Consider the following 21,128-nt stretch of genomic DNA (forward strand, 5'->3'; position numbering starts at 1 on the left):
AAGAATCAGTCGTACAGAACCGCGGCGATCTTCGGATCGGCGATATTGGTCTTGTCGTACCAGAAGAACCCGGTGTCCACCACCTTGGGCAGCTTCTCGCCCTTGATCGCCTTGACCGCCATCTCGACGGTCTTGTAGCCCATTCCCACGGGGTTCTGCGTGATCGCGCCGGCCATGCTGCCGTCCATGATCGCGTTCTTCTGCTGCTTGCCGGAGTCGTAGCCGATGATCACGACCTTGCCGTTGCGCTTCATCTCCTTCACGCCGTTGACCACGCCGATGGCGGAGCCCTCGTTGGCGCCGAAGATGCCCTTGAGGTTCGGCGAGGCCTGCAGAATCGACTTGGTGATCTCGGTCGACTTCAGCTGGTCGCCGCCGCCGTACTGCACGCTCACGATCTTGATGTTCGGGTAGGCCGACTTGATGCGGTTGACGAACCCGTCGCGGCGATCCACGCCGGTGCGGCTGGTCTGGTCGTGCACCACCAGCGCCACCTCGCCCGACTTGCCGATCATCTCGGCCATCTTGTCGGCCGCGAGCGCGGCGGCGGCCTTGTTGTCGGTGGTGGTGGTGGTCACGGGAATGTCGCTGTCCACGCCCGAGTCGAAGGCCACTACGGGAATCTTCGCGGCCTGTGCCTTCTTCAGGAGCGGAATGGCGGCCTGGCTGTCGAGCGCGGCAAAGCCGATGGCCTGCGGCTTCTTCGCGAGCGCAGCGGAGAGCATGTCGATCTGCTTGTCGACCATCGCCTCGGTCTCGGGCCCTTCGAAGGTGACCTTCACCTTCAGGTCCTTCGCGGCCTGTTCGGCGCCGGATTTCACGGCCTGCCAGAACTGGTGCTGGAAGCCCTTGGACACGAGCGGGATGTAGATCTCCTGCGCCTGCTGTGCCTGGGCGAAACCCGGCAGGCCGATGAGGGCTGCGACCAGCGTGGTTGCGACTGCTCTTCTTTGAATCATGCGAATGTCTCCTTCGGTTGTAGAAATAAGGTCAGTGCGTGTTGCTGCTGCGACGGCGCAGGATGTCCGCGTACACGGCGAGGATGATGATCACGCCCGTCACCACCGTCTGCCATTCCTGCGCGACCGAAAGAATGCGCAGGCCGTTGGTCAGCACGCTCATGATGAAGGCGCCGATGATCGTGCCCACGATGGTGCCGGTGCCCCCGCTGAGCGAGGTGCCGCCGATGACCACGGCGGCAATCGCATCGAGTTCGTACCCTTGTCCCAGCGCAGGCTGGGCGGAGTTCAGGCGCGAGGCAATCAACAGGCCCGCGATGCCGCAGATGCCGCCGCTCACCGTATAGACCACGACCTTCCAGAAGTCGGTGTTCACGCCCGACAGGCGCACCGCCTCCTCGTTGCTGCCGAGCGCGAAGGTGTAGCGCCCGAGGATGGTCTTGTTGAGCAAGATGCTCGCGGCCACCGCCACCAGGAACAGGATCAGCACCGCATTGGGAATCGGCAGCGACGGAATGAAGTAGCCGATCAGCGAATCCTGCGAGATCGCCGGAAAGTCCGGCGTGTCGTTGAAGTAGATCGGCTTGGTGCCCGAGATCACGAGCGACAGGCCCTTGAGTAGCATCATCATGCCCAGCGTGGCGATGAAGGGCGGGATCTTGAGCTTGGCGATCAGCACGCCCGACACGAACCCGGCCAGCGCACCGAAGAAGATCGCAGCCGCGATGCCCAGTGCGAGCGGCATACCCATGTAGGTGAGCACCACACCGGCCATGACGGCGCAGAAGGTCATCAGCGTGCCCACCGAAAGATCGATGCCCGCGGTGATGATCACGAAGGTGCAGGCGATGGCCAGCACGCCGTTCACCGCGGTCGACTGCAGGATGCTTACGAGGTTGTCGGTCTGCAGGAACTGCGGCGACGCGACACTGAAGAACACCAGGAGCGCGATCAGGCTGGCAAAGGCCAGCAGCTTCTGCCGCGTGGCGGGACGAAAGAGCCGTGCCTTCAGCGAGAAGCCGGGCGCGGCGGCGGTGGTAGCGGTGGGGGTTGTCAAAGCGTTGTCTCCAGTCGTCATGCGGTGGCGGCAGCAGCAGTGGTCTCACGCCGGGTGGCGAGCTGCATGATCTTTTCCTGCGAGGCTTCGCGCCCCGCCAGTTCGCCGGTGATGCGGCCTTCACACATCACCAGCACGCGGTGGCTCACGCGCAATATCTCGGGCAGCTCCGACGAGATGATCACGATGGCCTTGCCCTGCGCGGCCAGGTCGTTGAGCAGGCGGTAGATCTCGGCCTTGGCGCCCACGTCGATGCCGCGCGTGGGCTCGTCGAAAAACAGCACGCTGCAGTCGCGCAGCAGCCACTTGGCGATCACGATCTTCTGCTGGTTGCCGCCCGAGAGCAGCCGCACCTGCTGGCGCACCGAGGGCGTCTTGATGCTGAGCTGCTTCACGTAGCGCTCGCCTGCGGCCTCGATGGCGGCCTGGTCGATGAAGACGCCCATCGACAGGAACTTCTTCATGCTCGGCAGCGCGATGTTGGTTTCCACATCCATGCCGGTGGCCAGGCCGAAGTGCTTGCGGTCCTCGGAGAGGTAGCCGATGCCGTGCGACACCGCATCCTCGGGCGACCTGATCGACACCCGCTTGCCGTGCACCCGGACCTCGCCCGCGTCGAGGGGGTCGGCCCCGAACACCGCGCGCGCCAGCTCGGTGCGGCCCGCGCCCATGAGCCCCGCAAAGCCCAGGATCTCGCCGCGGCGCAGCACGAAACTCGCATCGCGCACCATCGAGCCGCGCGTGATGCCTCGGGCCTCGAGCACGATCTCGTTGCCCGAAGTGTCGGGAAAGTCGTTCTCCACCTCAGTGAGCTGGCGGCCCACCATCATGGCGATCAAGGTGTCCATAGGGGTGTCGGCCATCGACACGGTGGCGATGTACTGGCCGTCGCGCATCACGGTCACGCGGTCGGCGATGCGCTTGAGCTCGTCCATCTTGTGCGAGATGTAGACGATGGCCACGCCCTGCGACCTGAGCTGGCCGATGATGCGGAACAGGTCGGCCACTTCCTCGTTGTTGAGCGCAGCGGTGGGCTCGTCCATGATGAGCACGCGCGAATCGAACGAGAGCGCCTTCGCGATCTCGACCATCTGCTGCTTCGCCACCGTGAGTTCGCCGACCGGCGTGTGCGGGTCGAGCCGCAGGTTCATGCGCTCGAAGACGCGCTCGGCCGCGGCGCGCATCGCGTCCTCGTCGATGAAGAGGCCGAAGCGCCCGCGCGGCTCGCGGCCGATGAAGATGTTCTGCGCAGCGCTCAGGTGGTTCATCAGGTTCAGCTCCTGATGGATGATCCCGATGCCCAGCGCCTGCGCCGCTCGCGGGCTCGCGATGTCCGTGGGCTGGCCGTCGATCATCACCTCGCCGGAGTCCTTGCTGTAGACACCGGCCAGCACCTTCATGAGCGTGGACTTGCCCGCGCCGTTCTCGCCCATCAGGGCATGCACCTCGCCGGGCAGGAGATCGAACTGCGCCCTGTCGAGCGCGCGCACGCCGGCAAACGATTTGCAGAGGTCGCGGATGGTGACGATGGGTTGCAGCATGGCGCGTTCAGTCCGTTGCAAGGCCATAGAAGCGTTGCGCGGTGCCGCGCCAGAGGTGCGACTGCTCGCTGGCCGACAGGCCGCCGATGCAGGCTTCGCTGACCGAGATCCATCCTGCGTAGTCGCCGGCCAGCGTGAGCACCGGCCAGTCGCTGCCCCACATGAGGCGCGCGGGGCCGAAGCTCTCGAGCAGCTGCTCCCACACCGGCCGCACGGCGCGTGCCGCCACATCGACGTCGTGGTGCGCAGCCTGCGGCGCCTCGCCCCAGAGCCCCGAGAACTTGCAGCACACCTGCGGCAGCGCGGCGAGCTCGGCCATGTCCCTGCGCCAGGCCGCGAAGGCCTCGCTGTGGTGCGCGCCCACGGGCGGCTTGGCCGCGTGGTCGATCACCACGGGCAGCTGCGGCCAGTCCTTGAGGAACCGCATCAGCGAGGGCAGGTGCCGCGGCTTCACCAGCGCATCGAAGCGCAGGCCCAGGCGAACGAGCGCCTGAATGGCATCGGGGCGTGGCATGCGCGCGATCCAGTCGTCGTCGGGCAGGTCCTGCAGCATCGGCCGCACGCCCTTGAACCTGGGATGCCGCGCCATGCGTTCGAGCGAAACCACGGCATCGGGGCTGCTCAGGTCGACCCAGCCGACCACGCCGCCAACCACGTCGTGCGCGGCGGCCAGTTCGAGCATGAAGTCGGTTTCGGCTTCCGAGTCGGCGGCCTGCACCAGCACGGTCCGCTCGACGCCGTGCGCTTGCAAGAGAGGCGCGAGATGCGCGGGAAGAAAGTCGCGCACCAGCGGCGCGAGGGCGGGCACATCGGCGCGCAGCCACGCGTAGTCGCCGCGCGCGGGCCGCCAGAAATGCTGATGCGAGTCGATGCGTTGTCTCATGCTGGTTGGCACCTCGAGCCTCCTCAAACGGAACGCCGCCATCTCTTTTGGCCTTACCAATTTTGAAGTGGCACTTTGCCATAGCGTCAAAAATGGCCTCACCGGAACAAACCCTTTTCGGGTTTTCCCGCAAAATACAGCTCATTAGTAGCAATCACTACATAGAGGATGGCAAACTGGCATGACCAAATTGCCGACCCGCTCTTCTCATGTTTCCCCCCACCAAGCCCGCCGACACCCGCCGGCTCTACCAACAGATCGCGGACCAGATCCGGGCTTTCATCCGCAACGGCAATCTGCCCGTCGGTGCGCGCTTGCCACCGGAGCGGGAGCTGGCCTTGCAATTGGGCGTGTCGCGCCCCTCGCTGCGCGAAGCGCTGATCGCCCTGGAGATCGACGGGCGCATCGAGATACGGATGGGGTCAGGCGTGTATGTCTGCGCGGCGCCGGATGCGCCGGAGCGCGCAACGCCCGCGGTCGGCGAAAGCCCGTCGGAAATGATCCAGGCGCGCGCGATGCTCGAAGGCTCAGTCGTCACACTGGCCTCGGCCCGCGTCACGCCGCAGCATCTGGAGCGCGTGGGGGCAGCGCTCGAAAGCATGCGCCAGGACGGCCGGAGCGGCCGCACCCAGATCGAGAACGACCGGCGCTTCCACATCGCCATCGCCGAGATGACGGGCAACTCGGTTCTCGTGCGGCTGGTCGGTGAACTCTTCGATGGGCGGCACAGCCCGATCTCGTCCCGCATGAGCGAGCGCACGGAGGATTCGCAGGCGTGGAAGGCGGCGTTCGCCGAGCACGAGGCGATCTACCGCGCGCTGGAAGCGCGGGATCCGCAGGCCGCGGTGGCAGCCATGCTGCATCACCTGGGCGCGTCGCATGCGCGGTGGACCGAAGAGTCCGGGCCGCGCGCTGCCGGCTGACCGGCGAATCCCTGCTCTCGCTTTCCCTTTCAGTCGCGCGCCGGAACCCACGGTTCAGCCGCATCGGGAGTGGCCTTGTTGCGCGAAAGCAGGCGGCGCCGCCCCCATTGCAGCAGATCGTCGACATAGGTAAAGATCACCGGCACCACCAGCAGGCTCAGCGCCGTGGAGGTCAAGAGACCGCCGATCACGACGATGGCCATGGGCTGGCGGAAGCTGGGTTCCGCACCCAGGCCAAGGGCATTGGGCAGCATGCCGGCGCCCATGGCGATGGTCGTCATCACGATCGGACGCGCCCGCTTGTGGCAGGCATCCAGCAGCGCCTCGAAGCGGCCCATGCCCCGGTCGCGGCGCGCCATGATCGCGTATTCCACCAGCAGGATCGAATTCTTCGTGACGATGCCCATCAGCATCAGCACGCCAATCACCACCGACATCGAGAATGACTGGTGCGTGACCCACAGCGCGAACATGGCCCCGCCCATTGCGAGCGGCAAGGCGCTGAGAATGGTGCCCGGCTGCAGGAAGTCGTGGAACAGCAGCACCAGCACCGCATAGATGCAGAAGATGCCGATCGCCATCGCGACGCCGAAACTCTGGAACAGCTCGGACATGCGCTGCACCTCGCCCTGCTCCACTTGATGCACGCCGGCCGGCAAGGACTTGAGCGCCGACAGCGCCATCGCCTCTTTCTGGACCTCGCCGATCGGGCGTCCGTTCAGCTCGACGCTGAGCGTGATGTTGCGCGAGCGATCCATCCGGTCGATCTGCGACGGGCCGCTGCCCATCGCAATGTCGGCCACCGAGCCCAGGTCCACGATGCCTTCATTGCCCTTGACGCGCAGCTGCGCGATGGCTTCGATGTTCTCGCGCACCGACGGATCCATGCGCACGCGGATCGCAATCTGGCGCTCCGGCAGGTTGAGCTTGGGCAGCGAATTGGAGTAGTCGCCGTATGTGGCCAGCCGTATGGCGTCGTCCAGCGCTTGCGCGGTGACGCCGAGCGCTGCGGCGCGGCCCGTGTCGGGGCGCACCTGGATTTCGGGCCGTTGCAGCGAAGCGCTGGAGGTCACGTTGCCGATGCCCTTGAGCGTGCGCAGTTGCGTCTCGGCCTGAGCCGCCGCGCTCGCGAGGACCTGGGGGTCGTCGCCTGCCAGCGTGATGTCCAGCGACGCGCCGTTGGTACCGGCGCCCACCGTGACGCGGGCGCCGGGAAGCGTTCGCAAGAGCTCGCGCATCCTGGCCTCGACGCCCGATTGCTTGAGCTTCCGGTCGCCGCGCGGTGCCAGGTCGATGGTCAGCGTGGCGCTGGTGACGTCGGTCGACGAGCTGGCGCTCATGCCGGCTCCGCTGGTGGCCGTGCCGGCCGAGACGAAGACGCCTTTCACCTCGGGCAGCGTGCGCAGCATCTCCGCCGCGCGTTGGCTCATCGTCGCCGTGTCCTGCAAGGTGCTGCCCGGTGCCAGCTTGATGGTCACGCTGCTTTGCGCCTTGTCCTGCGCCGGGATGAAGGCCGTCGGAATGAACGGGATGATGATCAACGCCAGGGCAAAGAAGGCCGTGGCGGCCAGCACCGTGGCCTTGCGCCGCGAGAGGCTCGCCCGCACCCAGCCGAGATAGCGGGTCATCGTGGGCCCGTCGGGCGAGATCTCGTGAGATCCCGGCGCCTTGCGCTTGAGCAGATAGGCCGCCATCATCGGCGTCAGGAGCCGCGCCACCAGCAACGAGGCCAGTACCGCCACAGAGGCGGTGACGCCGAACTGCCGGAAGAATTTTCCGGGAATGCCTCCCATGAAGGCCGTCGGGAGAAAGACCGCGACCAGCGCGAAGGTGGTCGCGATCACCGCCAGCCCGATCTCGTCCGCGGCTTCCATCGCGGCCTGGTACGGTGTCTTGCCCATCAACAGGTGGCGCTCGATGTTCTCGATCTCGACGATCGCGTCGTCGACCAGGATGCCCACCACCAGCGACAGGGACAGCAGCGTGATGACGTTGAGCGAAAAGCCCGCGAGCGCCATGAAGCCGAAGGTCGGGATGATCGACAGCGGCAGCGCGGTGGCCGAGATCAGCGTGGCGCGCCAGTCGCGCAGGAACCACCACACCACCACGATCGCCAGGAACGCGCCCTCGAACAGCAGGTGCATCGAACCTTCGTAGTTGTCCTGGATCGGCGTCACCGTGTTCGAGGCCTCGGCAATGCTCGCCTCGGGGTGCGACTTGGAGAAGCGCTCGATCGCGCCGCGCACGTCCTCGGCCACGCTCACGTCCGAATAGCCGCGCGACCGCGTGACCTGGAAGCCGATCACCGGCTTGCCATCGCGAAAGGCCATGGTCGTGCGGTCGGCATGGGTGTCGCTGACCCGCGCGATCTGGTCCAGCCGCACGTAGCGGCCATCCGACAGCGGTATGGTGATTGCCGCGATCTCCCCGGCCGTGCCGGCGGTCGCAATGGTGCGCGTGGACTGCTTCTGGCCGCCGACCGCGCCCTCGCCGCCCGAGCCTTCCTTCTGCACCGCCTTGAGCTGCGTGGAAACATCGGACGGCGTCACGCCCAGGCCCGCCATCAGCGTCGGATCGAGGTCCACATGAACCTCCCTGTCGATGCCGCCCACGCGCTCCACCTTGGCCACACCCTTCACGGCCAGGAGGGCCTTGGCCAACTTGTTGTCGACGAACCATGAGAGGTCCTTGTCGTCGAGGTTGCCCGATTCGACGGTGAAGGTCAGCAGCGCCGAGCTTGCCGCGGTCTGCTTCGAGACGGTGGGCGAGGCCATGCTCGAAGGCAGGTCGGCGCGCGCGCTGTCCACCGCGTTGCGGACCTCGCTCAGCGCCTCTTCGCTGTCCTTGTCGATCTCGAAGCTGACGCTGATGCTCACCGTGCCATCGGTGATCTTGGTGGTGATATGGTCCAGCCGCGTCAGCGAGGCCAGCTTGTCCTCGATCTTGCGCGCCACCTCGGTCTCCAGCTGCGATGGCGCGGCGCCTTCGAGCGCGGCCGAGACCTGGATGGTCGGCAGATCCATGTCGGGAAAGTCCTGGATCTGCAGGCTCTTGAAGCCGATCAGGCCCATGACGGTCAGCAGGATGAAGACCAGGACCGCGGGAACCGGGTTGCGGATGGACCACGAGGAGATGTTCACTGGGCGCTCCCGGCTTGTGCCTTGGCGGCACCCGCCACGGTCACCTGCGTGCCTTCCGACAAGAAGGCGCCACCACTCGCAACGACGCGGCCCTGGCCGTCCAGGCCCGACAGCACCTCGACACGATCGCCCTGGCGGCGGCCGGTCGTGACCGGCCGGCTGCCCGCCTTGCCATCGCTTCCGACCACGTACACGTAGGAGCGGCCGTCGCGCATCACAATGGCCGACTGGGGCAGCGTCGACGCCGGCCGGGCGTCGAGCTCCAGCGTGCCGCTGGCGAACATGCCGATGCGCGTCGAACCGATGGCGGGCAGGCTCACGTAGAGCACGGCGCGGCCGGTGGTGGTGCTCAGCGTCGGCCCCACCAGTCGCACCTTGCCTTCGACCTGCTCGCCGCCTGGCAGGGTGACCCGCGCAGTTTGTCCCGCATGGACGGTGGCGACCTGGCGCGCATCGAGTTCCGGACGCCATTCGACCTTGCCCTGCCGGACCATGCGGAACAGCTCCGCGCCCGCGCTGACCACATTGCCCAGCACGGCCGTCTTCGATGACACGATGCCATCGTCGACCGCGACGATCCGGGTCTGGACCAGCTTGAGCTTGCTGCTGTCGAGTTCCGCCTGCGCCGAAGCGAGCGAGGCGCGCGACGTCGCCTCGGTGATGCGGTATTCCTCGATCTTCTGCGCCGACAGCGCGCCGCTGCTTTCAGCAACCTTGGCGCGCTGCATGTTCGAGACCGCCTGGTCGAGCGAGGCGCGCGCCTGCGCGACGGCCGCCTCCTGCTTGCGCAGCTCAGCCTGGACGGTGGCGTCCGCCAGCCGCGCGAGAAGCTGGCCGCGCTTGACGCTCGAGCCCACATCGACCAGCAACTCGGCGATGCGCAGTCCGCCGGTCTCGGGACTGACGATGATCTCCTGCCACGCGGCAACCGGCCCGCTGGCTTGCAGCGCCTGCGGCCAGCTTCGTGTCTCCGGCGCCACCACCTCCACCGTCAGCGCACTGGGGGCCGGGGTACTGGCGCCGGACGCGCTGGCGCCGCCCGATGAGCGGGCAAGCCAGGCGGCCGTGCCAAGGCCGAGCGCCGCGGCGACCGCCACGGCTGCGATGAAAAAACTTCGATTCACGAGGTACCTCATTGATTGTTCGTCTGCCGGCTCGCCATCGCGGCCGGCGACAACGCCGGCGCATCCGGTTGCCAGCCGCCGCCCAGCGCCTTGTAGAGCGCAATCCAGTACTGGACGCGGCTGCGCTGCAGCGTGATCTGGTCGATCTGCGCAGAGAGCGCGGAGCGACGGGCTTCTTCCAGGGTGAGCAGGCTCGCACCGCCCGCGCGCCAGTTCACTTCCGTCGCCTCGAAATAGCGGCGGTATTCGAACGCCGCTTGCTCGGCCTGGTCGGCTCGCTGGGCGGTGCTGTCCAGGCGGACCAGTGCCTGTTCGATCTCCTTGACCACATCGCGCACGCTCTGCCGATAGCTGGCCAGTGCCGACCTGTAGCTGGCGTGCGCGCTGTCCACCGCGGCCCGGCGCTTGCCGGCGTCGAAGAGCGGAAGCGACAGCGAAGGGCCCAGGGACCACGTGGTGGCCGGCGACGAAAGGCTGCTGGCCGAGACGGTGATCGAGCCGGAGAGCGAAAGGCTTGGATAGAGGTCCGCCACCGCCACGCCAATTTCAGCGCTGGCGGCCGCGAGTTCGCGCTCGCTCGAGGCAAGGTCCGGCCGCTGGCGCAAGGCCCCGGCGGGCACGCTGCGCACCGCCAGGGCGGCGGGCTGCGGCACCTTCGCGCCGCCGGGCGCCAACCCTGCACGCAACTCGTCTTCGTCGGAGCCGGTGAGGTTGACGAGCGTCTTCACCAGCAGCTCGCATTCGGCGCGCTGCGACAGCAGCGTCGATGTGGTGCTCGCGACGCTGGCGCGCGCGAGCGCGCCATCGGACGGCGCGGTGAAGCCGGCGCGCACCGACACGGCAGTGGCCTTCTCGGTCTCGGTCATCGACGCCAGTTCGCGCTCGTAGGCTTCGGCCAGCAATCCGCAAGCGCGGTATTGCACATAGGTGTCGGCCACTTCGGCCGCGAGCGAAACCCGTGCGTCGTGCCAATCGTCCGCGCGCGCCTCGATGCGAGCCTGTGCCGCCTGCGCGTTGCGGCGTGCCTTGCCTAACAGGTCCAGCTCCCAGGAGGCATCGAGGTCCGCGCTGCGGCTGGTGGCCAGCACCGGCGAACTGCCCTGCGTCAGCTGCTGTTTTCCGCGCGACAGCGCGCCGCTGCCGCTCAGGCTGGGCAGGCCGGAGGCGCGTGCCGTGGCCAGGGTGGCGCGCGCTTTTTCGATGCCTGCCCAGGCCTTGTCCAGGCTGGGACTGTCGGCTTCGGCCTGTGCGATCAACCGGCTGAGGACCGGATCGTCGAACTGCTGCCACCAGTCGGCCATGGAGTCCGTGCTGCCTTCGTGCGGCAACACCGCTTGCCATCTTGCCGACACGGCCGGCACCGGCGCCTGGTAGTTCGGGCCGACCGCGCATCCGCCCTGCACCAACCCCAGCACGAGAAGTGCCGAGGCACACCAGCCTCTTGCGGGGGATTTTCGTTGGAATGCCTGCACGGTATCCTTCATGAGCGTGATCCGAAGGCCGCCATGCTGGAAAAAAAATGTGGAGCAACGATGGATGCCACCGGCCGTCGCCCGCCCATCCTTGATTTACCCGGCCAGCGCGGCGCTAATACCCGCATGCATCATTCGTTCGCGCTCCGCCGCCCCGTTCCATGAGAGTCGGCATCACAGCCAAGCTCTTCCTCGCCGTGCTGGTGGCCTGCGCTGCCGTGCTGCTCGTACAGGGTGTCGCCATGCGCATCAGCTTCGAGCGCGGCTTTCTGGGCTACCTCAACGGACAGGCCACGCAGCGCATGGAAGAAATCGTGCCGCGCCTCGTGGCGGGCTACGGCAAGCACGGCAACTGGGACTTCCTTCGCACGGACTTCAGGGCATGGATGGACCTCGCGGTGGCGCGCACGGAGGACCCTCCCACGCCGCCCTGGCTGACCTCCTCCGACCAGACCGGCGTGATCTTGCGCATGGGCGTGCTGGACACGGAGTTGCGGCACGTCGCAGGCAACCCGCAGGTGGCGGCCGATTCCATCCGTCTGCCTGTGGTGGCAGGCGGCCGCACCGTGGGCTGGATTGCGACGGTGCCCTTCGAGAAGGTGCTCGCAAGTGGCGAGGCCCGCTTTCTCGAACAGCAATTCGGGGCGCTGCGGATGATCGTCCTGGCCTCGCTGGCCGTGGCCGCCCTGCTGACCTTCGTGCTCGCGCGGGCCTTGCTGCGGCGCGTGCGCGGCATGGCCGGCGCCACCCACCGGCTCGCGGCCGGCGACTACGCCTCGCGCGTCGAGATCGGCGCCAACGACGAATTGGGAACGCTCGCCCGGGACTTCAACCAGCTCGCGCAGACGCTGGAACACACCGAGCGCGCGCGGCGCACCTTCATGGCGGACATCTCGCATGAACTGCGCACGCCCCTGGCGGTCCTGCGCGCGGAACTGGAGGCCATCCAGGACGGAATCCGGCCGCCGAGCGCCTCCACGCTGGAGGCCATGAACGTGGAGATCAGGCAGCTGGGCAAGCTGATCGACGACCTGCACGACCTGTCTCGGACGGACGTCGGCGCGATGGCTTACCGGCGCGCGCCCATCGATCTTGTGACCGTGCTGCAGGCCGCCCAAGCCAGCATGCAGAGGCGCTTCGAGGCGGCCGGCCTGCGGCTCGAGGTGTCGATCCCACCGCCCCCGTTGACGATCAGCGGCGACGAGGCACGCCTGCAGCAGCTGTTCGGAAACCTGCTGGAGAATTCGCTGCGCTACACGGACAAGGGCGGCACCGCGCGGCTGCGCTGCCAGCGGCGTGACGCAGTGGCCAGTATTTCCATCGAGGACAGTGCACCCGGTGTTCCCGAGGACAAGCTGGAAAAGCTGTTCGAGCGCTTCTATCGCCTGGAGGCGTCGCGCAACCGCGCCAGCGGCGGCAGCGGCCTGGGGCTGGCGATCTGCCGCAACATCGTCGAGGCACACGGTGGCAAGATCGTCGCCGGGCCATCGCCGCTGGGCGGGCTGCGCATCCATATCGAACTGCCGCTGGCCGCACCATGAACGCCCTCCAAGCACACATCCTTATCGTCGAGGACGAGCCTCGGCTGGCCGCCGTGCTGGGCGACTATCTCGGCACGGCCGGCTATACGCACCACTGGGTTGCCGACGGCGCGCTCGCCATGTCCGCCTTCCACGACCACCGGCCCGACCTGGTCCTGCTGGATCTCATGCTGCCTGGCCGCGACGGCACGGACATCTGCCGCGAACTGCGCCGCCACAGCACGGTGCCGGTGATCATGATTACGGCGCGTGTCGAGGAGATCGATCGGCTGCTGGGCCTGGAGATCGGCGCCGACGACTACGTCTGCAAGCCCTTCAGCCCCCGCGAGGTGATCGCGCGCGTGGGCGCCGTGTTGCGCCGCTATCGCCGGGGACCCGATGCCGCCCCGACGGGAACCGTGCTGACGCTTGATGCGCAGACATACCGCGCAAGCCTCAATGGCCGCTTGCTGGACCTCACGCCCGGGGAGTTTCGCCTGCTCGGCGTGTTGTATGGATCACAGGGGCGGGTGTATTCGCGCGAGCAGCTTCTCAACCGCATTTACGACGACCAGCGTGCCGTCACCGACCGTGCCGTCGACAGCCACATCAAGAACCTGCGCAGGAAACTCGTCGAGGCCGGAGGAGAGGACGACTGGATCAAGTCGATCTACGGCGTGGGCTATCGAATGGAGCTTTGAAGGCACACAAATACGTGGCTTCGGGCCCGGAGCTCCACCCGTCGCAGCCGGCTACAGTGGGCCCAAGACCGGACGTTCCCGATCGCCTGCCAATTCGCCCGTCAACGCCGAAAGTATGACCATCGACCCTGACCTCAACATCGCCGAGATTCCCTACGAGTCGGGAGCCATCAGATTCCGCTATGCCAGGGTGATGGCACCAGACAGGATACGATGGATCCGGCACGGTCTCTTCGTTGAGTACCATGAGAACGGCACAGTGGTGTCCGAAGGCCAGTACGTTGATGGCAAGGAAGACGGGCTTTGGCGAGACTTCCATCCGGACGGCCGGCCTGCAGCCGAGGGATGCTATCGCGAGGGCAAGGAGGTCGGCGTTTGGCGGTTCTGGAATCCCGATGGAACCGAAGAGCCGAGCACGAATTTCAACTGACTGCCAACAGCGGCCGGTCGTTTCGGGTCTGCTAGTTAGGCAAGCGCACGTGCTCGCCCGTGTGGCCGCCTGCAGCTGGACTTGGGATCGCCGTGAGCGCTCGCCGCTGCAGGAGGTAGAGCCGGCCGCCGGCGAACGCCCACTCGATGTCGTGGCTTCCGCCAAACACCTCGTCGCAGCGGAGCGCGAGCGCATGAAGTGCGGCGAGCTGTGCATCGCCCAGGCAGAGCACGCGGGTGAGCCCCTCGGAAACGTGTGTGCTGCTTGTGCCCCCTTCCGGGTCGGTGCGTATGGCGACGTCCTTCAGTCCCGCGATTCGCTCGGCGACGGCACCGTCACGCCTCAAGCGGAACCGATCTGGGATGACGAGACCGGCAACGACCGACTCCCCGAGCCCCCAGGCCGCCTCGATCACGATCTCGTCCGACCCGTTGACGGGGTTGCGGCTGAAGAGCACGCCGGCGGCGTCCGCATCGACGAGTTCCTGTACGACGACGGCCATTCTCGGCTCGCGGGGCAGCCGAAGGCGCTCGCGGTACGCGAACGCTGAAGGCGAGCGCGCCGAGCGCCAGATGGCGGACACGGCGTCAACGAGTTCAGGCTCGGAGCGCAGGTTCAGCTGCGTCAGGTGCTGTCCTGCGAAGCTCGCCTGCTCGGAGTCCTCGCCCACTGCGGACGAGCGCGCCACGAGCGGGGCGCCGAGCGTGCGAAAGACTGCAGCCAGCCGCTGCCTCGCGTCGCGTTCGTCAGCAGCGAGTGCATCCACGAACCCGTACGGAAGCGCGACACCCGCGGGAACGGGCAGGCCCGCACGCGTGGCCGTGGCTAGCTGCGTGGCCTTGCCGCCAAACAGGCTTTCCTCAAGCTCCTCGGTAAGTGCTGCCGGTTTCATCGTCGCCTGCTTCCGTCATGCGACGAGCTCGACCTCGCCCGCGGTGCCATCAACGATGATCCTCGCACCGTCCAGGAGAACGGAGGTCGCATCGGTGCACCCGACGACTGCTGGCAGCCCGTACTCGCGCGCGACGATCGCGGCATGCGAGAGCAGCCCGCCCCGGTCGGTCACGATCGCGCCGAGGAGCGGCAGCACGATGTTGAATGCCGTCGTCGTGGAGTTCGTGACGAGGATGTCGCCCCGCTCGATGCGACCAAACTCCTCGGTGCCGCGAATCACCCGTGCGGTGCCCTCGTACACGCCCGGGCTGACGCCGAGACCGTGAACCTTTCGCTCCTCTGTGCGTGGCTTCGGCGCGGCGAAGATCGCCTGCACGGCTGCACCGATCGCGCGCTCCAGCCTTGCCGCCGAGGGCGGCAGCCACTCGGGCGGCAGCGGATCGCCCGGCTCGCCGCCGAGAAACGCGGGCGCATCCGCGTAGCGCGCCCTGAGCCGGTAGCCCGCACGCTCGGCCAGTTCCTCACCCGATGGGCCGTCGCCGGACTCGACAAGGCTTCGCAGCTCCGCATAGCCAGCCTCTACGAGATGGCCGGGATCAGCGAGCCGCCCGGGCGCCGTAAGCCGGCGGCCGGCCGCGAGGATCGCGCGCCGCATGATCCCGATCGCCCAGAGGTCGGCGTAGATGCCCCGCTCGTCGCGTAGCCGGTAGGTCGCCCGAGCCTCCTCGAGCAGCGCGTCGAAGGCGTCGCGATGCCGAGCGGGCACTGCTTCCCGCAATTCAGAGGTCTTCCGGTCCAGGTCGTTCGCCGGTGGAGTCTCGAGGCGATCGAATGCTGTGTGGATCGCTCCGACGATCAGCTCGGGAAGCTCGTGCACCGACGGGTCGCCCACGTCCTCGCCGTTTACCGGCCGGTAGGCGACACGATCGACGTATGCCGAAGCGAGCCGGCCCGTGTCGCCGGACAGCGAGCGAAGCGCGGCGACCACCTCGCCCGGCTCTCCGGCCGACGTGAGCAAGGCCGTCGCCGCCGTATCCAGTCGGAGAGCGCCGACCAGTCGCTCGAGCTCCTCGTCTGCACCGAGCGGGTCGGGGTTCGCGCCCTGGAGGAGACCGAGTAACTGGGCCGGCGAGCGGCCTGTCCATTCTTGCGCGTGCACGAGGAAGTCGCCCACAGGCAGGAGCGCCGGCACGTTGAAGAGGTGATGGATGTACGCCCCATGGATCTGGTTCTCGCGGCAGCGATCGATGTATGCGAGGAGCGCTGGCGTGTCGAGCGCCGCCGGGTCAACCGCGAGCAGCGCGAGGTGAGCCCGGATCACCGCGGGCTTCACTTCTCGGTCCCAGCGCTCGAGGTCCTCACGCCAGAGCTTGCGTTCGAACACGGTCGCGCTCGTCTCGAGTCGGCGCCGAATCATTGGGTGACTGCGCGCGAGCTCGTCCCACACCTCTTTCGGAGGGTGACCGACTGCCTCGCTTGGCGCGCCGACGGCACGTGCGCAGTAGTACGGGAACCCGTTGACGAAGCCCGCCTCCAGGTACTCGAGCAGCGATCCGTAGCGGCGGAGGCTCTCGCCGAAGCCGCGTTCGAACGGCTCGGGAAAGATCTCCGCTTGGAAGCGGGTCACCGGCCGCGTCCAATGAGTCGGGTCGAGGAACCACGATCCCGGACCGGGTGGGGCGAAGGTTTGCTCAGCGACGAGTGTCATCATTACCAACCTCCTTCATGCTTGCCGGATTGCGGCGAAGTTCGTCCGTCAGCACGCGTACGGCCCAGGCGGCGGCCTTGCCGGCCTCCTGGCCCTCGAGGCCCCACTGGTCGCGCATCGCCTGCCACGCGGGCGCGCTCACGAGCAGGTAGATCACCCCAAGGGCGCGTTGGCGCTCGGCCGGCCCGAGCCCGTCGGTGACCTCCCGCATCGCCTTCTCGAACGTCGCCAGTCGCCGGCGCCGCGTGCGGGCCCGGATCTCCTGTCCGCGCTTGGACAGGAGGGCGCGGATCAGCGGCGCTCGCTCGTCGTACATGCGATAGAGCGCAGGCGCCATCTCGCGGACGCCCTCGAGCGTGTCTGGGTAGGAAAGGAGGACGACCCGGAGGTGCTCCTCCGCCCATTCACCGAACTCGTCGAAGAGCGCCTCCTTGGTCGGAAAGTGCCGGTAGACGGTACGGACCGACACGCGGGCGCGCACGGCGACAAGCGGAACGGTGACCTCGTTGACCTCCTCGTCCGCCAGCACATCTGCCGTCGCCTCCAGTATCCGAAGGCGCGTCTGCTCCATCTGTTCTGCGCGGAGCGGGCTTTCGTACGTGGTTGTGCTCATGGCAGCACAATAATCATGTCACTTTATCGTGTCAAGAAGGCACGTTGGCATGTCGTCAATTACCGCACCCCATGATGCCGTGGCAAAGCCGATTGAAAATCGTGAATCTCTACGCTGCATCGCGACCAGTCCCGCGGCTCTGCGTCGTGCGCGTGCCAGCCCGTTAGCCGCGACATGGACCGCAAGGGGCTCAGAGCCGCGGGGCCGGTGACAGGCTCCAGTCGGCCAACACCGGACGATCCCGACCATCGAAGTTGACCTAAGCATCGCCGAGATTCCCTACGAGTCGGGAGCCTTCAAGTTCCGCTAGACGCGGGGCGTGCCACTACTCGACATCCGCGTGAATTTTCAAAGTCAAGCCCGTGCGCTTGATGTCGTTCACGAAGACTGTTCGAGCGTCCGGCATCAGCGCACTCGGTGCAACCCCGCAGCTGGCACGTAGCGCCTGCCGACACAACTGCTGGCGGACCGAGCGCGGGCCACGAAAAGTGCTTGACCCTCTCGTAACGGCACGGTCTAGGATGCCTTCAACTTGAGAGGGAAGGCATGTTTTTAAGGATTGGTGAACTGGCCCGGCGCACCGGGCTGACGGTGCGCGCATTGCGGCACTATGACGACATCGCCCTGCTGGTGCCGTCCAAAAGGTCCAGTAGCGGCTACCGTCTATACGGCCGGAAAGACGTGGCGCGGCTTTACCGCATCCAGGCGCTGCGGCGCCTCGACCTGTCGCTCACCGACATACAAGGCCTGCTCGACAACGCGGCCGGCGGGGTTTCGGAAATCGTGGCCCGGCAGGTGGCGCAACTCGACCGCGAAATCCTGCAGGCATCGGCGCTGCGCACCCATCTGCTCACGGTGCAGGACCAGTTGCAAGCCAGCGAAGAACCCGGCATCGACGACTGGCTCTTGGCGCTCGAGAGCATGGTCGCGGGCTCGAAGTACTTCAGCGAGGACGAGCAGCGCAGGCTCAAGACGCAGCGCGATGGTTTCACTGACGCAGTGGCGCCCGAGCGCGCGGAGTTGTCGGCGTGGCTGCAACGCCTGGTGGCGGCCGGCGTTTCACCCGAGGACCCGGAGGCACAGGCCCTGGCGCAACGTTGGATAGAACGGTTGCTCGAAGAAGCCGGTGGTGACGAAGGTCTGCTGATGAAGCTCTACACCATGCACTGGAACGAGCCATCGCTTCACGCGCTGACAGGGGTGGACCGCGCCGGCATCCGGTACATCTCGCACGCGATGGCCTTCGCGCGCCTCCAGCTCTACGCGCCTTACTGCAGTTCGGGCGACATGGCCACGTTGCGCCAGCACTACGTTGCGCAGACCGATGCATGGCCGCCGCTCATTGCCGAGGTTCGGCAACAGATGTTGGCGAGCGCTCCCACCGATGGTGCGGCCATGCGCGCGCTGGCGCTGCGTTGGCAGGCGCTCTCGCTCGCCAAGGCCGGCGGCGATGCCGCGTTGCACGCGAAGCTGCAACGCGCGTTCCACCACGATGCGGCTCTGCGGGCTGGCTCGGGCATCGACGAGACATTGGCCGCCTATGTCGGGCAAGCCATCGCGCACCTGGACAGCGCATCGACCTCCTGAATGAATCCGAAAGGCCTCCACGTGAACGCACAAACGCAGACGAACCCTCACTTTTTCACCGGCAACTACGCGCCGCTCACCGACGAGCACGACATCGCGGCGCTCCACATCGAAGGCACGCTGCCACCCGAGCTGTCGGGCAGCCTTTACCGGGTCGGCCCGAGCCCGCAGTACGCACCGCGCGACGACAGCTACCACTGGTTCTCCGGCGACGGGATGGTGCATGCCTTCCACATCGTCAAGGGCAAGGTGTCGTACAGCAACCGCTGGGCGCGCACGCCGAAATGGCAACTGGAACATGAAGCCGGACGCGCGCTCTTCGGCACCTTCGGCAACCCCGCCACCAGCGACCCGCTGGCGCAGGGCCGAAACGGTGGCACGGCCAACACAAGCATGCTGTGGCATGGCGACCGGCTGTTCGCTCTCGAAGAGTCGCATCAGCCCTTCGAGCTCGACGCCTATACACTGGCTTCCAAAGGACATCAGAGCTTCGGCGACTGCGTGACCTCGCGCTGCACCGCGCACCCGAAGATTGACCCCGAGAGCGGCGAACTGCATTTCTTCGCGTACTCGCCCGACGGCCCCTGTTCGCCAACCATGCTCTATGGCGTGATGGACAAACACTGCGAGGTCACGCGGCTCGAGTCGTTCAAAGCGCCGTATGCCAGCATGGCGCACGACTTCATGGTGACGCGCGGGCATGTGCTCTTTCCGGTCACGCCGCTGACGCTCAGCGTGGAACGTGCGATGCGCGGCAAGCCACTGCTGGCCTGGGAGGCCGGCCTGCGGACCCATGTTGGCGTGATGCGTCGCGGTGGCACGACGGACACACTACGCTGGTTCCGCGCCGACGCCTGCCACGTGTTCCACGTGATGAATGCCTGGGACGACGGCGACACCATCGTGGCCTATGTGATGCAGTCGGAAACGGCGCCCGGCCTGCCCGATGCCGAAGGCCGGCCTGGTGACCCCGATGCCATGGCCGCGCACCTGTGCCGCTGGACCTTCGACTTGAGTGGTGCGGACACCGGGTTCCGCCGTGAGTACCTCGACGACCTGGTGGCCGAGTTTCCACGCATCGACGAGCGCTACACGGGCCGGCGCAACCGCTACGGCTTCTACACCTGTCATGCGACGTCGCGCGCAAGGGACGACTCGGAAAGCGTGCTCTACGACAGCCTCGCCCGTTTCGACTTTGATACCGGCGGGCGCAGCATGCACACGCTGCCGCATGGAGACGTGGTGTCCGAACCGGTGTTCGTGCCGCGCGCGACCGACGCGGCCGAGGGCGACGGCTGGCTGCTTGCCGTGGCCTGGCGTGAACAGGAAAGGCGCAGCGACTTGCTGGTGTTCGATGCGATGGACCTGGCGACGGGACCTGTTGCGGTCGCCCGTTTGCCGCACCGCGTGCCGTTCGGTTTTCATGGGACTTGGCGACCTGGCCTGTAACGAGCTAGTGCCTGGCCAGACGGCCAGTCGCTACGAAGCGAGACGGTCACATGAATGGCTGTTCTGGGGGCGGACGTACTTCGGCTTTGGGCCCCTTTGCGCGGACCGGTCGGGCGAGTTCCAGGCGAACCCGAAATATCGGGGCGAGCCCTGAGCCTCGGCGCTACAGCCGGACGCGACCATCAGCGGACCTTCGCGAGGCGTGGCTGACCGTCCGCTTGCGACGGGATAGCTGCCACAGCGTTGTCATCAAAACGAGGTTCGCGTCGGGCCATAGGGCGTGTTCGCGGCCAAGGCAGGAGGCCGCAACCGCGTGTGCTGGGCGACCCAGCCGGCGCCCGCGTGAGCAGGCAAGGCCGCTCGCCGTTCACGTCAACCGGATTGGAAGACCCGCTCGATGACCTTCACCTGGGCGCCCAGCGCTTCGAAGCGGCGGACAAGATCATCCTTCCGAGTGACGCTGACGTTTTCGTGCATCAGCTGCAAGGGCAGCTGATGCTTGAGCTTCAGCAGGCTTGCGCCCGACAACCGGCTGTAGTGCGGATGCGTCTTGAGCGCGGTCAATACCTGCAAGGGCTGATCGCCCAGGTCCACCAGATGAACCGTGTAGAAGACCGTCGGCGAAACCTCGTCCGACGGAGGCGGCACATACACCTCGATGCGCTCCATCAGCACCTGCAGACTCGGGAACAGCGGCCGGGGCGACCAGCGTCCGCTTCCGTGCCAGTCCCACAGCACCGGCACTTCGGGCCGGCCGATGTCGCCGATCAACGGGTCGCCGCCGGCGTTTTGCAGAACCACCCAGTGCGCCTGCCACTGGCCCGTGTCCACGGCGTCGCTCCACACCAAATGCTCCGGCGTACTCGCTTTCTGGTTCAGGATGAAGCGGTAGCCTTCCATTTCCGCCAGCAGGCCGGGCACATCGACGGCGCCCGAGCCGGTGAGCACGCCACTCGCGTTCTCGCGCCAGTTCGGGTCTTCCAGCACAAGACATTGGGTTCCCATGCGGCGGCACCAGGCGAACCAGTCCTGGATGGGCGGGGGCAAGGGCGGCAGGGCGAACTGCGCTGCCAGTGAGGCCTGGATGGCTGCCCGGCTGGGCCAGTTGTCGCGTGTCAGTGCCATGG

17 protein-coding genes are annotated in these 21,128 nt (G+C 66.9%); 6 read left to right on the forward strand and 11 right to left on the reverse strand.

The window, feature by feature from the left end:
• Window positions 1-5: 5 nt before the first annotated feature.
• From ACAM55_RS26260 to ACAM55_RS26275, 4 genes are read right to left on the reverse strand one after another with little or no spacing between them, the layout of a single operon-like run.
• Window positions 6-959, reverse strand: coding sequence for an ABC transporter substrate-binding protein (locus tag ACAM55_RS26260; protein ID WP_369657191.1), 954 nt, complete (start codon window positions 957-959; stop codon window positions 6-8).
• 31 nt (window positions 960-990) lie between these two features.
• Complete coding sequence (locus tag ACAM55_RS26265; RefSeq protein ID WP_369657192.1) at window positions 991-2,016, reverse strand: ABC transporter permease; 1,026 nt, start codon at window positions 2,014-2,016, stop codon at window positions 991-993.
• Between the two features lie 17 nt (window positions 2,017-2,033).
• Window positions 2,034-3,557, reverse strand: a complete 1,524-nt coding sequence (locus ACAM55_RS26270) for a sugar ABC transporter ATP-binding protein (RefSeq protein ID WP_369657193.1) — start codon at window positions 3,555-3,557, stop codon at window positions 2,034-2,036.
• A gap of 7 nt (window positions 3,558-3,564) precedes the next feature.
• Entirely contained in the window at window positions 3,565-4,440 is an 876-nt protein-coding gene (locus ACAM55_RS26275) for an amidohydrolase (protein WP_369657194.1), read from the reverse strand.
• A 209-nt stretch (window positions 4,441-4,649) separates the two neighbouring features.
• On the opposite strand from ACAM55_RS26275, the gene ACAM55_RS26280 reads away from it, so the two are divergent.
• Window positions 4,650-5,363: a FadR/GntR family transcriptional regulator gene (locus tag ACAM55_RS26280; protein ID WP_369657195.1), complete on the forward strand. Its 714-nt coding sequence runs from the start codon at window positions 4,650-4,652 to the stop codon at window positions 5,361-5,363.
• Between the two features lie 29 nt (window positions 5,364-5,392).
• Here ACAM55_RS26280 and ACAM55_RS26285 read toward each other — a convergent pair whose 3' ends face one another.
• The 3 genes from ACAM55_RS26285 to ACAM55_RS26295 are packed head-to-tail and all read right to left on the reverse strand — an operon-like array spanning window position 5,393 to window position 11,111.
• A complete protein-coding gene (locus ACAM55_RS26285; protein ID WP_369657196.1) occupies window positions 5,393-8,503 on the reverse strand; it encodes an efflux RND transporter permease subunit in 3,111 nt (1,036 codons plus the stop codon).
• Window positions 8,500-9,627, reverse strand: coding sequence for an efflux RND transporter periplasmic adaptor subunit (locus tag ACAM55_RS26290; protein WP_369657197.1), 1,128 nt, complete (start codon window positions 9,625-9,627; stop codon window positions 8,500-8,502). Before ACAM55_RS26290 ends, ACAM55_RS26285 begins: the two co-directional genes overlap by 4 nt.
• Window positions 9,628-9,635: 8 nt before the next feature.
• On the reverse strand, window positions 9,636-11,111 hold the full coding sequence (locus ACAM55_RS26295) for an efflux transporter outer membrane subunit (protein ID WP_369657198.1): 1,476 nt from the start codon (window positions 11,109-11,111) through the stop codon (window positions 9,636-9,638).
• Window positions 11,112-11,260: 149 nt separating this feature from the next.
• Between ACAM55_RS26295 and baeS the strand changes: the two genes are divergently transcribed.
• From baeS to ACAM55_RS26310, 3 genes are all read left to right on the forward strand, one after another.
• On the forward strand, window positions 11,261-12,640 hold the full coding sequence (gene baeS / locus ACAM55_RS26300; RefSeq protein ID WP_369657199.1) for a sensor histidine kinase efflux regulator BaeS: 1,380 nt from the start codon (window positions 11,261-11,263) through the stop codon (window positions 12,638-12,640).
• Window positions 12,637-13,320, forward strand: a complete 684-nt coding sequence (locus tag ACAM55_RS26305) for a response regulator (protein WP_369657200.1) — start codon at window positions 12,637-12,639, stop codon at window positions 13,318-13,320. The genes baeS and ACAM55_RS26305 overlap by 4 nt, the downstream gene beginning before the upstream one ends.
• Before the next feature lie 115 nt (window positions 13,321-13,435).
• Window positions 13,436-13,750 (forward strand): toxin-antitoxin system YwqK family antitoxin, encoded by a 315-nt coding sequence (locus ACAM55_RS26310; protein ID WP_369657201.1) that lies wholly within the window; start codon window positions 13,436-13,438, stop codon window positions 13,748-13,750.
• A 31-nt stretch (window positions 13,751-13,781) separates the two neighbouring features.
• Here the strand turns inward: ACAM55_RS26310 and ACAM55_RS26315 are convergent, their stop codons facing one another.
• The 3 genes from ACAM55_RS26315 to ACAM55_RS26325 are packed head-to-tail and all read right to left on the reverse strand — an operon-like array spanning window position 13,782 to window position 16,965.
• Window positions 13,782-14,642, reverse strand: coding sequence for a PEP/pyruvate-binding domain-containing protein (locus tag ACAM55_RS26315; RefSeq protein ID WP_369657202.1), 861 nt, complete (start codon window positions 14,640-14,642; stop codon window positions 13,782-13,784).
• Window positions 14,643-14,657: 15 nt separating this feature from the next.
• Window positions 14,658-16,355 (reverse strand): PEP-utilizing enzyme, encoded by a 1,698-nt coding sequence (locus tag ACAM55_RS26320; RefSeq protein WP_369657203.1) that lies wholly within the window; start codon window positions 16,353-16,355, stop codon window positions 14,658-14,660.
• Window positions 16,336-16,965: a TetR/AcrR family transcriptional regulator gene (locus ACAM55_RS26325; RefSeq protein ID WP_369657204.1), complete on the reverse strand. Its 630-nt coding sequence runs from the start codon at window positions 16,963-16,965 to the stop codon at window positions 16,336-16,338. The genes ACAM55_RS26320 and ACAM55_RS26325 overlap by 20 nt, the downstream gene beginning before the upstream one ends.
• 546 nt (window positions 16,966-17,511) lie before the next feature.
• Here ACAM55_RS26325 and ACAM55_RS26330 point away from each other — a divergent pair.
• Together ACAM55_RS26330 and ACAM55_RS26335 are read left to right on the forward strand one after the other, a co-directional pair.
• On the forward strand, window positions 17,512-18,552 hold the full coding sequence (locus tag ACAM55_RS26330) for a MerR family transcriptional regulator (RefSeq protein ID WP_369657205.1): 1,041 nt from the start codon (window positions 17,512-17,514) through the stop codon (window positions 18,550-18,552).
• A gap of 21 nt (window positions 18,553-18,573) precedes the next feature.
• Window positions 18,574-20,001, forward strand: a complete 1,428-nt coding sequence (locus ACAM55_RS26335) for a carotenoid oxygenase family protein (protein WP_369657206.1) — start codon at window positions 18,574-18,576, stop codon at window positions 19,999-20,001.
• Window positions 20,002-20,373: 372 nt separating this feature from the next.
• Here ACAM55_RS26335 and ACAM55_RS26340 read toward each other — a convergent pair whose 3' ends face one another.
• A complete protein-coding gene (locus ACAM55_RS26340) occupies window positions 20,374-21,126 on the reverse strand; it encodes a hypothetical protein (RefSeq protein ID WP_369657207.1) in 753 nt (250 codons plus the stop codon).
• Window positions 21,127-21,128: the final 2 nt, after the last annotated feature.

Source organism: Variovorax sp. V213 (assembly GCF_041154455.1).
Lineage (GTDB): Bacteria > Pseudomonadota > Gammaproteobacteria > Burkholderiales > Burkholderiaceae_C > Variovorax.

Coding starts and splice junctions, on each gene's coding strand:
- ACAM55_RS26280 (WP_369657195.1), top strand. CDS start 4,650: ATGTTTCCCCCCACCAAGCCCGCCGACACCCGCCGGCTCTACCAACAG.
- ACAM55_RS26275 (WP_369657194.1), bottom strand. CDS start 4,440: ATGAGACAACGCATCGACTCGCATCAGCATTTCTGGCGGCCCGCGCGC.
- ACAM55_RS26260 (WP_369657191.1), bottom strand. CDS start 959: ATGATTCAAAGAAGAGCAGTCGCAACCACGCTGGTCGCAGCCCTCATC.
- baeS (WP_369657199.1), top strand. CDS start 11,261: ATGAGAGTCGGCATCACAGCCAAGCTCTTCCTCGCCGTGCTGGTGGCC.
- ACAM55_RS26315 (WP_369657202.1), bottom strand. CDS start 14,642: ATGAAACCGGCAGCACTTACCGAGGAGCTTGAGGAAAGCCTGTTTGGC.
- ACAM55_RS26340 (WP_369657207.1), bottom strand. CDS start 21,126: ATGGCACTGACACGCGACAACTGGCCCAGCCGGGCAGCCATCCAGGCC.
- ACAM55_RS26270 (WP_369657193.1), bottom strand. CDS start 3,557: ATGCTGCAACCCATCGTCACCATCCGCGACCTCTGCAAATCGTTTGCC.
- ACAM55_RS26325 (WP_369657204.1), bottom strand. CDS start 16,965: ATGAGCACAACCACGTACGAAAGCCCGCTCCGCGCAGAACAGATGGAG.
- ACAM55_RS26310 (WP_369657201.1), top strand. CDS start 13,436: ATGACCATCGACCCTGACCTCAACATCGCCGAGATTCCCTACGAGTCG.
- ACAM55_RS26295 (WP_369657198.1), bottom strand. CDS start 11,111: ATGAAGGATACCGTGCAGGCATTCCAACGAAAATCCCCCGCAAGAGGC.
- ACAM55_RS26330 (WP_369657205.1), top strand. CDS start 17,512: ATGTTTTTAAGGATTGGTGAACTGGCCCGGCGCACCGGGCTGACGGTG.
- ACAM55_RS26320 (WP_369657203.1), bottom strand. CDS start 16,355: ATGATGACACTCGTCGCTGAGCAAACCTTCGCCCCACCCGGTCCGGGA.
- ACAM55_RS26305 (WP_369657200.1), top strand. CDS start 12,637: ATGAACGCCCTCCAAGCACACATCCTTATCGTCGAGGACGAGCCTCGG.